At 61.0% G+C, this 11,980-nt stretch carries 11 protein-coding genes and 1 pseudogene; 10 read left to right on the top strand and 2 right to left on the bottom strand.

Annotated features, from left to right (window positions below; genetic code table 11):
* The 7 genes from L1965_RS14260 to L1965_RS14230 all read left to right on the top strand — a co-directional run.
* On the top strand, positions 1 to 121 hold a 121-nt coding region (locus L1965_RS14260; RefSeq protein WP_235757120.1), incomplete at its 5' end, for a universal stress protein.
* Between the two features lie 84 nt (positions 122 to 205).
* Positions 206 to 544, top strand: coding sequence for a TraR/DksA family transcriptional regulator (locus L1965_RS14255; RefSeq protein WP_235757109.1), 339 nt, complete (start codon positions 206 to 208; stop codon positions 542 to 544).
* Between the two features lie 51 nt (positions 545 to 595).
* Entirely contained in the window at positions 596 to 820 is a 225-nt protein-coding gene (locus L1965_RS14250) for a hypothetical protein (RefSeq protein WP_235757108.1), read from the top strand.
* 182 nt (positions 821 to 1,002) lie between these two features.
* On the top strand, positions 1,003 to 1,569 hold the full coding sequence (locus tag L1965_RS14245) for a hypothetical protein (protein ID WP_235757107.1): 567 nt from the start codon (positions 1,003 to 1,005) through the stop codon (positions 1,567 to 1,569).
* A gap of 1 nt (position 1,570) precedes the next feature.
* Positions 1,571 to 2,173 (top strand): DUF6927 domain-containing protein, encoded by a 603-nt coding sequence (locus L1965_RS14240; protein ID WP_235757106.1) that lies wholly within the window; start codon positions 1,571 to 1,573, stop codon positions 2,171 to 2,173.
* A 58-nt stretch (positions 2,174 to 2,231) separates the two neighbouring features.
* A complete protein-coding gene (locus L1965_RS14235) occupies positions 2,232 to 3,020 on the top strand; it encodes an N-6 DNA methylase (protein WP_235757105.1) in 789 nt (262 codons plus the stop codon).
* A 636-nt stretch (positions 3,021 to 3,656) separates the two neighbouring features.
* On the top strand, positions 3,657 to 4,817 hold the full coding sequence (locus L1965_RS14230) for a hypothetical protein (protein WP_235757104.1): 1,161 nt from the start codon (positions 3,657 to 3,659) through the stop codon (positions 4,815 to 4,817).
* 144 nt (positions 4,818 to 4,961) lie between these two features.
* Here the strand turns inward: L1965_RS14230 and L1965_RS14225 are convergent, their stop codons facing one another.
* Positions 4,962 to 5,831, bottom strand: a complete 870-nt coding sequence (locus tag L1965_RS14225) for an OST-HTH/LOTUS domain-containing protein (RefSeq protein WP_235757103.1) — start codon at positions 5,829 to 5,831, stop codon at positions 4,962 to 4,964.
* A gap of 747 nt (positions 5,832 to 6,578) precedes the next feature.
* Between L1965_RS14225 and L1965_RS14220 the strand changes: the two genes are divergently transcribed.
* The 3 genes and pseudogenes from L1965_RS14220 (at position 6,579) to L1965_RS14210 (ending at position 10,219) form a co-directional block, all read left to right on the top strand.
* Complete coding sequence (locus L1965_RS14220; RefSeq protein WP_235757102.1) at positions 6,579 to 8,762, top strand: hypothetical protein; 2,184 nt, start codon at positions 6,579 to 6,581, stop codon at positions 8,760 to 8,762.
* A 73-nt stretch (positions 8,763 to 8,835) separates the two neighbouring features.
* Positions 8,836 to 9,003, top strand: a pseudogene (locus L1965_RS14215) (helix-turn-helix domain-containing protein); the annotation flags it as partial.
* A gap of 193 nt (positions 9,004 to 9,196) precedes the next feature.
* The gene (locus tag L1965_RS14210) at positions 9,197 to 10,219 is read left to right on the top strand and encodes a hypothetical protein (protein ID WP_235757101.1); all 1,023 of its coding nucleotides are present in this window, start codon (positions 9,197 to 9,199) and stop codon (positions 10,217 to 10,219) included.
* A gap of 362 nt (positions 10,220 to 10,581) precedes the next feature.
* Here L1965_RS14210 and L1965_RS14205 read toward each other — a convergent pair whose 3' ends face one another.
* On the bottom strand, positions 10,582 to 11,976 hold the full coding sequence (locus L1965_RS14205) for a tetratricopeptide repeat protein (protein WP_235757100.1): 1,395 nt from the start codon (positions 11,974 to 11,976) through the stop codon (positions 10,582 to 10,584).
* Positions 11,977 to 11,980: the final 4 nt, after the last annotated feature.

Raw genomic sequence — 11,980 nt, 5'->3', positions numbered from 1 at the left:
GGGCTTCGGCCTCTTGGTGATGGGCGCCTATGGCCACTCTCGTATCCGCAGCCTGATTATCGGTTCGACGACAACGGCGATGGTGCAATCCGTGAAGATGCCTGTGCTGCTCTATCGCTAGGACCACGCGCAGCAACCGCAGGTGCCGGAGCACCCTGGCATCTGCATATCAGATCGACGGGCCGACAGAGACACGGAGACGCAGGTGGAACCTGACGAGATGGCGACCTATTTCGCGCCGCTTCTGAAACTGGAACTCGTGCAGCTTCAGAAGGACTCGGGCGAGACGGCCGAGTCCCGCAAGCCGGTCGAACTGGATCAGCAAAGCGTCGGTCGGCTTTCGCGTATGGATGCGCTGCAGAATCTGGCGATGGCCAGGGCTGTCGATCTGCGCCGGCATGCACGCGCTCGGGCCATCACTGCCGCGCTGGCCCGCGCCGAAGCGGGCGAGTTCGGCTATTGCGAGGAATGCGGCGAACCGATCCCGTTCCGCCGCCTCGTCCTCGATCCCGCGTTCACGCGCTGCGTCGGTTGCCAACGCTGAGCGGGCTTGAGGGATTTTCAGCAACACAGGATATTGTCAGCAGGCCGAGCCATGATCATCGAACGTGCGATCGGCAGGATCAGCAACAGGACCATGAACGATCTCGACGAATACATGACGTCGTTCGCGCCCGGGCAGCATGCCGCGTTCCGGGTCGACGGTCAGGCCTTCCCCGAGTTGCACTCGGACGAGGCGCTGGCGTTGCTGGCCGCACAATTCCCCGAAAGCGAATTGCGCATTCTCGATCGAGAAGATGGACCGTCCGACCCAAGATAGCGACGCTGGAAAGGATCCCGTAAGCAACATCCCCAGGGGCTTCGCATGGAAAATTCGCCACATCCGGCATGAGGGATCTCTCATGAGGAACAAGGATGCCGTTCGTGATCCCGGGTAGCGATCCACGTCGTCGCGCGCCGCAGTGCCAGACCCGTCAGAAACTATCGCGCAGCTTACGGCTGATGCCCCAGATTGCTGATCGAGACCGCCCGACCGCGTCGCGCCTCGAACTGCGCGAGAAGGCGCAGGTGAAAGCCAAATGGGTCAGTGCCGTTCAGTATCTGGCGGCGGGCCAGCGCCTTGATGACGCCGCGCTGGCGCATGACTGGAACGGGTTGCCGTCCGGCACGATCATTCTTGATTTCACCGGGTTCCGCGTCTCGCCCGTCCGCGACATGGGCGGCAGCATCGAGGTCTGCGACCCCGGCGAACATGCGTTCTGGTCGGTCTATGGGTTTCATCGGGAGGCACAGGAATGGCAGATCGTCCATGACGCGCTGTCGGACGATATCGGCGAATCCCTCGCCCGGATCGTGGAGCTGACCGGCGAGCTGGTCGAATACCGCGACCTGTCCCACGCCTATGCCAATACCCGCCTGCCCGATCTGGTGGACCTGCTGGCGCAGCGCATCCTCGATGAGATCCCAGATCAGGACGCCGCGGGTGCCCGTGCCGACGATGCCGACACGCACCCGCTGAGCTATCTGCGCGAACAGATCCGCGCCGCAATCGAAAAGCGGAGGGCGTGACATGGGCTGGCTGATCCATAACCACACCCCCGCCTGCATCCGCGACGAGATCGCCCGCCTCTGCACCTGGGACAACGAGAGAGGACGGGGCTTCCCCGTCCTCATCAGCCGCAAGGGCTCGGTCTGGTATGCCGCCGTGCGCAGCGAACCGGCCTCCGGGCGGCTCATCAGCGGCACCGATGCCAGCGGCAGTTTCCAGACCGACGCCACCGGCGGTTATACCTTCGCCGCCGTGTTCCTGACGCGCCGCGAAGGGGGCGGATGGGGCTACAAGGACATGGACGAAACCGCCGGGCCGGTCGAGAGCGAAGCCCCGGCGAAGCTGCTGGACCTGCTGTCGCCCACGACCAACGACCATGCGCGGGACTGGCGGCAGCGCTGCCGCGACCACGCGGCCCGCGCCGGCCGCCGTCTGAAGCCCGGCGACGTGATCCGCTTTGCCGAGCCGCTGCGGTTCAGCGATGGCACCGAGGGCCAGACCTTCCGCGTCAACAAGGAACGCTTCGCCGGCGCGAACCGCGCGACCACCTTCTTCACCTGCATCGAGACCGGGAAGGACTGCCGGATCGCCCGCGTCATGTCGCGCGACTGGACCCGCATCTGACCCGCGTGGCCGCGCCCGCGGGCGCGGCCCCCTGCCCCATTGCCCCGAGGATCTTGACATGGCCCATCCTGCCGTGACCGCATTTCTGCGCGCGCTCGACAGCTTCGACCGCTCGAAGACGCGCACCGAGATCTTCCGCATCTTCTGCGAAATGGCCTGGTGCGCCCTGGCAAAGCGCGCATCGCCCTTTCCCGACCAGTGCGACAGGCTGGAAGCTGACTACATGACCTGCGTTGCCACGTTCCCGAAGAAGGACGATGTGCGCCGGATGCCCGAAATGATGGGCCTGGCCGTGCAGACCATCGCCGCCGGAGGCGTCGATTTCTTCGGCCAGGTCGCGGCCGGGATCGGCGCGCTCGATGCCCGCATGGGCCAGTTCTTCACCCCCTACGAGGTCAGCCGCATGATGGCGATCATGACCCTTGGCGAGGTGGCGCCCCGGATCGAGTCGCAAGGCTTCATCACCATCTCGGAGCCCGCCGCAGGCGCCGGCGGCATGGTGCTTGCCGTGGCCGATGTGATCGAGGACCAAGGCTTCGACCCGGCCCGCCATGTCTGGGTGGAGGCCGTCGAGCTGTCCCGCGCGACCTTCCACATGGCCTATGTCCAGATCGCCGCGCGCGGCGTGGCCGGACGCGTCATCCACGGCAACAGCCTGTCGCTGGAAAGCTTCGATCAGGCCTTCACCCCGGCCGCGCCCGTGTTCCATGCGCTGAACGGACACCCCTTCGCAAAGCAGCGCGAGGCCGAACGGAAGGCGGCGGCAGCCGAAAAAGCCGCGCAGGCGAAGCGCCGGGAGCTGCTGCGCAGCCCGGCGCCGGCCGCCGCGCGGGCCGTCTGGCAATGAGATTGACCCGGGCGAGGCCGCTCGATACCCGCCCCTGACAACAGATCCTTCTGCGACGAAGGTTCAACTGGGCCGCCCTCGGGCGGCCCTCTTTTCTGACCGACTTACCCACAGTTTCTGGGGATCGTTCCGGGGATTGTCGTGATCTTGGTAATAACGTGAAGAGCCCAATGTGACCATGCCGTTGAAGTCCCCGCTTCGCATCCGCAGCAAGATTGGCTTGGTAAGTCCGGCCCTAAGCTGACGGTCGCCCCCTCACGGGCTGCGATGCAGCTTCCCCAGACCAGACGTTGGTGCTGGGCGCAGAATACTTTCGATGCCTCCTTCGCACTTGCATGCCATAGTAGTGGATGGCTCCCCCGTGAAACCGTTACTGCCAGACAGCAACTTGCTGCTGGATCTCGAGGTTTCTCCGACGCAAGAATTCTCGCAATGTTTATGAATCTCACTCCAAGCACGTTGCTCGCCGACGACGCGCAACGCTAACGTGCATGAACCTTTTCCTCACCTGCTGCCCGGAGGCACTGCGTGTCACATTGCTTGGCCTTGGCCACATTCTTTGTCGGAGCCTTCTGCGGACCGCTAGTCGCTTCAGCGATGGAAATTACGAGCAGCTACAAGGAGGGCACGCAGTTCATGCCTCCCATCCTTACGATCATGATGTCCGGCGAGATCGTTCAGGGTGATGCTGCCGCCCTTGAGGACGAGCTTCGGCAATACGAGGGCCGGCCCCTGACCGATATCGCCTTCGAGTTCGACAGCCCTGGTGGCTCTCTGATGGAGGGGATCCGAGTCGGTCAGGTAATCGCCGCGCGGACGGAGGATACCACGTCGCGCATCGCCGGCAGCAGCTCGCCGATCTGCGCAAGCGCCTGCGTCTACGCCTACATCGGCGCCGACTTTCGGTTCATCGAGGAAGGCGCCGGGCTCGGCGTTCACCAGTTCTACACGCAGAGCGAATTGACAGGCCAAGACGCGTTGGCGATGGGCCAGGAGCTAACCTCGATCATTCTCTCTTACTTGGTGAGCCGCGGGGTAAAGACCGATTTCCTTGCGAACATCGTCTCCGCCCGCGGCGACAGCATGGTCTGGGTCGATCATCAGCGCCTCGCGGGTCTCGGTGTGGTGTCGCAGGGCGTGAGGGGACAGTCCGTCGAGTATGTGAACCACGAGGGCGATATCTCGCTTCGCGTCGAGCAGGATGCACTTGTCGGGCAGAACAAGATCGTAATTAGCTGCGGCGACGAGGGGCCTTACGGTATCGCTTTCCTCCAAGAGCCGCCCACGCCCTTTGCAGGCCCCTTCATGGTGCATGCCGGGAACTACGATCACACGGTCCATGACTTCGGCTATATTGAGCACGGGAGTGGTCAAACGATCGTGGCTTTCAATATCACGCCACAGGTCGCGGCCGAGATCGCTGGCGCGTCGGCGATCGGCGGCAAAGTATACAACATGGATGAGAGCATCTTCTATGGCTTCGCCGGAGAGGTCGTGGATCCCAAGATCCGGGACATGGTCGATGGCTGTATGCGCCGGTTCTTTCGAAGCGCACCCCCGCCACCGGCGCCGGCGCCTACGTCCCGCATGACGCGTGAGAGTGGATGGGACATCCAGGGCGCAGATCTCCTAGCCAATGGCATCCGAGATATTTCACTGGATGAATGTGAGCGCCAGTGCTTGGCGTCCAGCGACTGCGCGGCGGTTAGCTATGTTGTCGACATGCAGTGGTGCTGGCCGAAAGGGTATGGGGGAACCCCCGTGCAGAGCGCCGGAGTTATTTCCTCTGCCCGGTGACCAACAACAGAAGAGGTATCCACGATATTGGCCTCTCCTGGTGCCAGCGACCGCTACAGTCGCGCGGGCGGTTTAGTCTAAGCGCACTCGGCCCTTTGCCGACCTTGCGCGGTTCCGCTTTGATTGCGCGATCAACCTACCGCTTTAGTTCGGCACTGGTTTCTGGACGCTAGGGCGATACCATGCATGACGGCGGCCATCTGCCTCACGACGCTGAAGCTCGAACAGACCGGAGTCATGGATGACCTGTCGCCAGGTGCGACATCCGTAATCCTTGGGGCTTTCGTCGGGGTAATGGGCTGCGATCCATTCCGCGGCCGCATCGACCGAGGTCCAGTCACACGCTGCCAGAGCTGTAGAAGCGTTGTGTAAGGCTTGCACGATGGTTGTGTGCGGCCAGGGTGGCTGGCCGGAGACGATCCAGTCGCGCATTACGGGTGTTGCAAGTAATTCGGCCATTGCCTTACGGGCAGCGGCGTTTTCCAAGGCAAGTCCGGAAAGGTCGTTGTAGGCGCGGGTGACGCGATCAAGTGCCGCCACGAGGGCTTGGCGCGCGCCGTGGCAGCCCGCCTCGGAACGCAGATCATGCTCTTCGAGGAAATGGTGAACTAGGGAGTTTCGGAGCGCCACGAGGTCGCGATGTTCAGCTTCGATCCGAGCGAATTCATCTGGCGGGAGCACAATTTGCTGAAGGATGGTGAAGCTGGAGCCGGATAGCTCAACTGTCTCGTCTGACAGGCCCTCCTGTCCTTCTGGCACAAGAAAAGACGTCATCATGTCGCCCACCAAAAGGCCCATGGTCTTGCGCTGCGTGTCGTCGACTTGTCGGGTCAGGGCATCCTTGGGCTGGGCGTTGGAGCCGGAAACACGATGCTGTGCCACTATGGCTTTCATCAACAACTCAAACGCCTGAAACCGCAGAATGCATTTGCCGAAGAGATGCTCAACATCACTTTTCGTGCACCCCGAGTCGGGGACGGGCTGTGTCTTCTCTCTATCTCCCGCATTCGTCATGATCGTTATCGTGCCCTACAACGTGCCAACGGGCAACGGGGCGCGGCTGGGACGATGGAGCCCTCGCACCGCATGTCATGGCTGCCGTCACGTGGAACTGATGGTCAAGATCAGCTTGAAGCAGTGATGCCACCTCATTGCTAACTTGCGGCGGAGCGCGGCTCAATTCGACAGCGATGGGCCGGGCTTCAGCGTTGCGAAGGAATGGCAGCTTCCTCCCTGCCCGACGAAGGGTTTGACACCCTCGAACGACCGCTTCCCGCCGAGTGCGCGGATCGGAGGCTGACACAGACCGTCACCGCCACCAGGACCGGCAGATCGACGTGAAGAGCCCTCCCGACCAATTCGTCCGGGTGCAGCGAACGGCCGCTTCCGCAATTAGCCACAAAAGTCCCAAACCTGAAAGGTTTTGCCGTGGGGTTCTGTCTGGGCTAACCTGCTGACGTTGCAACATCGGGTTCGGAGAGACAGAAGCAACCGTTTTCGACAATTAGGTTTTGGCACGGGGTTTGCGTCGAGCGAGCAGGACGCAGCAAACGTCTATTCCCATGCTGACGAATGGCCGCCCAATCAGACGCTGCTGATCGATTTTGGCCGTACACACTATCCATCGTCGCTCCGATCATCATAAGTTTACCCAAGAGTGGCCGCTGTGGGAGCGAAATTAAGATGGAGCGAAAAGCGAAACAGATGGTCTTGGCGTTACTAGTAGCACTGCCGCCAAGTCTAGGATGGTCGCAAATCGACATGACCACCGCTGAAACGTCACCTGTTTTCATCGCCACCGGCACACCGCGCGCATCCTTCGGTCGTGCCTACATTCCCGACAACGGTCAGAACATCGACATCTTCCAGCGCGACCTTGGATATCTTGGCATCGGCTTTGACACCTATGTCAGCCTGTCGAACGGGAACATCACGCAGATGCTGCGCGACGACGACATGGTCGCGGTTCTGCCCGCGTCGTTTCTGGCCAATCCCAATCTCGCTTTCATGTTCGACGAGCCCTACTTTGCCTTTCGGCCTACACCCGACGGGCTGGCGGCGGTGCGACTGACCGGGCCCGGCGGCACCATAATGGCGCCGCGCGATTTAGCGCCGATGCGACCCGACGCTTTGCCGATTGTGGAGCTGTCCGCATCGCAGACAACCCTGATCGCGGACACCGACCTACCCGCCGACGGGGCCCTGTCACTAGGTCTTTTCGCAATGCGCGCCGATCCCGGCCAACTGGCCCAGGTTCTGAGGCTGACCGGTCTTGACGCCGGACCGACCGCGCTGGTGGATGGGCCCCAGATCACAGGGCAGGCCGACGCACCGGGCAGCGCAGTGATGTTTATGGCCGTCAGCCAGGGCGACAGCAACCTCGCGCCGCTCATGGCGCGCCGGGACATGCGGTTTTACGCGGCGACCAACTTCGGCCTCGCCCCGGTCTGGCCCGCAGCGGCCGGTCCGCAACGAAATGTGTCACCGCCGATGCCTGCGCCCGACCAGCCGCAGGCGCCCCTCCCCCGGGCCGACGATTTTTCCCCCCCGGCGCCAGACCTGGCCGCGACCCAAGCCACCAAGGCGCCGTTACCCCCCGCCGCTCCGTTCGAGATCGATTTCGCGCGCACCGAGCAGTTGCTGATCGTCGTGCCAAGCGATCTACGCCCCGAAGATGTACGGAATGTCCATCTTGTCTGGCGGCTGGTGCGGTCGCGGGCCGACGGGGTTACCATTTCCCTGCCCTATTTCTCGCTCGCCGACAGCGTTCGCGTTGATGCGCTGCGGGGGACCGTTCTGGACGCGATGCCCGGCGTGACGGTCGAGACGGCGTCGGTCTTCGGCGACCTGAGGATCGAGGGCAATCAGATTGATCCCCAGGTGATCCGCAACCTAGCAAGCACAGGGGCAGCACTGGCCATTCCAAGCCATCTGGCGGCCAGTATGCACATGAGCTCGGCGATTGCCGCTTTTGACGGAACGTTCTGGATGGTCCGCGACGACGGCCTCGATCGGGTTGATCCGCCGAATTCCGTCTACACAGCAGGTCCGGTTGTCTTCGACGCGTTGGACGATCCGGCTGTTGTCCTAGTCCACCCGGCCGGAGAAATCCCCCCCCATGGTATGAACGTCAAGATTGCGGCACTTGCCCACATCGAGCGCAGCGGGACGTTTGTATCCGGCCCGCCCGAAAAGCTCCTCGATCCCTTGGGGCTATATTCTCAAATCCGTCCGCTGCATGTCACCCACAACCTTTTGGGGCTGGACAGCGAGATCGACCTGACAGGACAGCTCGTCTTCGATCTCGACCGCGGCGTCCTGACCGAGGCTGCCGTGTACGTCCTGACGGCCGCCGACCTGCGGCGGCCCGAACTGGCACCGCTTCGCACGGCGGATCTTGTTGCGTTCACGCTGCTGACCGCGGGACAGGCGGTTCCGATCGCCATGCAGGGCGCCCAACCCTCCGAACCCTCCGAAGCCCTGCTGGCGCACCGCGCGGCCCGCGCGGACATCATCGCCCAAGCCGGTGGCGTGCTGGCGCTCGCCCGGAATGGCCTCGAGATGACCAGCGTGGTCACGCCCATTCGTGAGGCCCAGAATGGCGAGATCGTAGGTTCTGGAATTGGTCTTGTGCTGGTGGATGGATCGTGGACAGTGCGCGGGGGAACCAGGGGCGGCCAGATCCCGCTTCGCAGCTTCTGGCTTAGGGTCAATCGGCACAATTCCAACCCGGAGGGTCGCGAGAGCCGCGCGAAACGCGTTTTCTTGGAACCCCGAACCGGCGTCCTGCTCAGCCTGCCCGAAGATGGCAAGCGCCCGATATCCGAGCGGGACTTTACCGGCTATGACCAGCCCCGCTTCGATCCGCTTTTCGATGGCAGCCGGCGGTTCGTCACAATCGAGGGCAACCAGCCTGTCGAGATGCCGCGCTTACCGCCGGGATGAACTTCGAGCTTTCTAGGTGTTTGATCCCACGGTTTGATGGTGCGATCCTTTCTCAGGAATGGAAGGACGCACTATGGGACAAATTCGTCATGGGAGCGCCACGACCACGCACGCCGTCAGAGCAGCAATACAGCGATCGCAAGCTTCGCTCGCGCAGCTGAGCCGGGAACTCGGTATCAATCCGAAGACCGTGGCGAAGTGGCGCAAGCGGGCGACGGTCGAGGATATGAAGACCGGGCCAACTTTCAGGAAAGCAAAATCAGCAGGTCTTTGAGCTGCCTGCATCGGTGGTTTTCCGGTTGCACCCGAGATCAAATGCAGTGGAGAATAGAATACTAAAGCACGGCCATTTGCCTTCAAATACCTGGCACAGGAGGTCGTATGACACCTAGTCGATCCAACTCACAGTAGCCTCCTAGTTTTGAGCAAATGCAATGATCCTTTATAAGACAATCGCCTTAAAGTTCGGTCACTATCTCGACAACGAGCAGCCGGGGAACATGCCCGGCCCTGATGGGCAGTTGGTCTTATCTGAGGAAATACGCCAACACTGGCAAAGCGTTCTTAGCGATCTCGCTTCGGCCAGAATCTATTTGCTTGACCACAATGCCGCAAATTACCTCGATTCCCTCAGAATGGACGTTCAGGGAATGCCAGAGGAGAAAAGGGCAGAATCCGACATTCAAAGCTATGTCCGTGATGTCGACTTTCCGCGTGACCTTATTTGGATCGAGTACGACGACCGAAAACTGTGGGAGGATCGCGTCGCGCGAGGAATAACGACACAGAGCGAAGAAGAGTTGAACAACCGGCACCAGCGAGGGTTCCTTTTTGATAATCGGTCACCTGAAAAGTTGACCGTGCGTCTTTTCTCTGCCGTGACTGAAGCAATGTTCTTTGATGCGCCCTTCGTTCTGGAGATATCGAAATCACAAGATGGTCGCCCCGACTTTGATAACATTAGTTGGCAACTTCAAAGGACCGTAATTGCCGGACTCATGCGGCTTGGATTGTTGGATAGTGAAAAATCGGCGAGAGACCATTTCGAGGAGCATAAAGGTCACCTTACCTACGAGATGGTGATAGGTTTTATGCTTTTTGCAGCTCTTGCTGCACGTGAAGACGATCTGCTTTCACAAGTGGTTCCAAGCCTCTCGACCGCTCAGGCCAAAACAGCACGGAAATTTGGCAAGTCTTGGATGACCGAAACGCTAAAGTCTCACGTCACCATTCGAATTGGACCGGCTGCTGATCGACACATGATTGAGCAAAAAGCGAGGCTTCGTTTTGAGGGGGCGCAGACTGTAAGCCGAGCCACGCCGACGGAGCACTGGGTGGCCGAACATGAAAGACGGTATTCGAACGGCAAAGTTGTACGGGTTAGGGCGCACAAGCGTGGACAATTTGGAGATAGGGATTTGCCAACGCGCATCGTTGGGCCGAGAGCGCAGGATTGAGTCCTTGACAGCCGTGCCTGAGGGGCGGTCAACTTTCGCCATCTCGTCTAGGTCGGCCCAAAGTCGCCATCCGCATGGGGCGTCACATGCTGCAGTGCGTCCCATCAAACCAGCCGTTCGCTGCGGGTGCAATACTATGTCGTGGCCCACCTCGTTGATTTTCCCACCCGGCAATAGCGTTTCCGCAACAACCCCTCACGTGAACGCATCAGTCCAAGTCCCCTTGCAACTCTTTGTGGTCGCCGCCACGCCCTGCCGAGTAGCAAAGTCGCAGATGTAGAAATATCAACCGGGGGCGGCCTCGGAGCCTTGCGTCAAAGCTCTCAACAATCCCGGGTCAACGCACCAAAGATGGGTGAGCATTAAAGCCCGTTCCTCTTTCGAACCTGGCCGATTGTCTGCCTGACAAGATTGGCGAACCTGCGGTTGACGCGCCGCTCGTTGATTTCGAGCGAACGCGTCAGCAGGTCCAGCGCCTGTTTGGGATCGCGTCGCTCAATGTGCAGCGCGTAGCTGCGAAGAGTTTGAGCTACATGATTGTCCCTGTGGATCTTCTCACCGATCTCGATGCTCTCACGATAGGCCTTCTCCGCCTCGTCCCAGCGCCCGTCTTGCTTGCTCAGGAGGTTGGCGAGGCTGTGAAGGGTCTGGGCGACACCGAAGCGGTTGCCGAGGCTGTCGAGTATCTCGATGCTCTCACGATAGGCCTTCTCCGCCTCGTCCCAGCGCCCGTCCTGCTTGCTCAGGAGGTTGGCGAGGCTGTGAAGGGTCTGGGCGACACCGAAGCGGTTGCCGAGGCTGTCGTCGATCTCGATGCTCTCACGATAGGCCTTCTCCGCCTCGTCCCAGCGCCCGTCTTGCTTGCTCAGGAGGTTGGCGAGGCTGTGAAGGGTCTGGGCAACATGGAAGCGGTTGTCGACGCTCTCGCCGATCTCGATGCTCTCACGATAGGCTTTCTCCGCGTCCTCCCAGCGCCCGTCCTGCTTGCTCAGGAGGTTGGCGAGGCTGTGAAGGGTCTGGGCGACACCGAAGCGGTTGCCGAGGCTGTCGTCGATCTCGATGCTGCGCAGAAGTTCGGCCTCTGCTTGGTCCGAGCGCCGTGGAGGGCGATCGTTGCCAATCAAGTGTAGGGAAATCGCGACTTCGCGTTTTGGCTCATCGGTTTCCGCGATCTTCGCGAAAAGAGGCATCGCCTCTTTCTTGCGACCTTGCCGCAGCATTACCCAAGCGCGCAGGAAGGTCGTTTCGATCTGCCCTTCTGGCATGACGCCAGTTTCTTCCTGTTCCTCGACAAACTTCGCGCCGAGCCATTGCGCCCCATTGAACGGTCCAAGGGATGCGCGGCTGTAATGCTCCAAGGCGGCCTCAGTATCTCCGGCCCCGGCCAGATGGTAGGCAATGCCAGCCTCGGAGAACAAGTAAGTCGGAACAGTTCTGCCCGCCGTCTCGCCGGCATCAGCTTTCTGCCCCAACTCAACCAGATAGCCGTGAACTGATTGCTTTGATTCCGAAGGCAAGAAATCCGAACGAACGAGTTCATCCCGCAGTTCGTGATTGAGATTCCATTCGCTGTTCCGCGGCTCCGTCAGGCCAGAATATTTGAAAGCGGACAGAAACTGCTCTGCATCCAATCCAGGCACTGGCACCGTTTTGAAAATCGCGCGCGCGACATCATCCGTTAGGCTCTCTGCACACGCCAACGCGGCCAGCGTTGGCCCAACGCCGTCTGGTGCACCTTCAAGGAAGTCGTCAAGCAAGCTC

The organism is Paracoccus salsus, from assembly GCF_021556615.1.
GTDB classification, from domain to species: domain Bacteria; phylum Pseudomonadota; class Alphaproteobacteria; order Rhodobacterales; family Rhodobacteraceae; genus Paracoccus; species Paracoccus salsus.
This window is presented reverse-complemented; position numbering and strand designations above follow the sequence as displayed.

Bases quoted from the DNA above. Each gene is read 5' to 3' on its own strand.
- L1965_RS14240 (WP_235757106.1), top strand. From the start codon at position 1,571: ATGGGCTGGCTGATCCATAACCACACCCCCGCCTGCATCCGCGACGAG.
- L1965_RS14230 (WP_235757104.1), top strand. From the start codon at position 3,657: ATGCCTCCCATCCTTACGATCATGATGTCCGGCGAGATCGTTCAGGGT.
- L1965_RS14245 (WP_235757107.1), top strand. From the start codon at position 1,003: ATGCCCCAGATTGCTGATCGAGACCGCCCGACCGCGTCGCGCCTCGAA.
- L1965_RS14220 (WP_235757102.1), top strand. From the start codon at position 6,579: ATGACCACCGCTGAAACGTCACCTGTTTTCATCGCCACCGGCACACCG.
- L1965_RS14210 (WP_235757101.1), top strand. From the start codon at position 9,197: ATGATCCTTTATAAGACAATCGCCTTAAAGTTCGGTCACTATCTCGAC.
- L1965_RS14250 (WP_235757108.1), top strand. From the start codon at position 596: ATGATCATCGAACGTGCGATCGGCAGGATCAGCAACAGGACCATGAAC.
- L1965_RS14235 (WP_235757105.1), top strand. From the start codon at position 2,232: ATGGCCCATCCTGCCGTGACCGCATTTCTGCGCGCGCTCGACAGCTTC.
- L1965_RS14225 (WP_235757103.1), bottom strand. From the start codon at position 5,831: ATGACGAATGCGGGAGATAGAGAGAAGACACAGCCCGTCCCCGACTCG.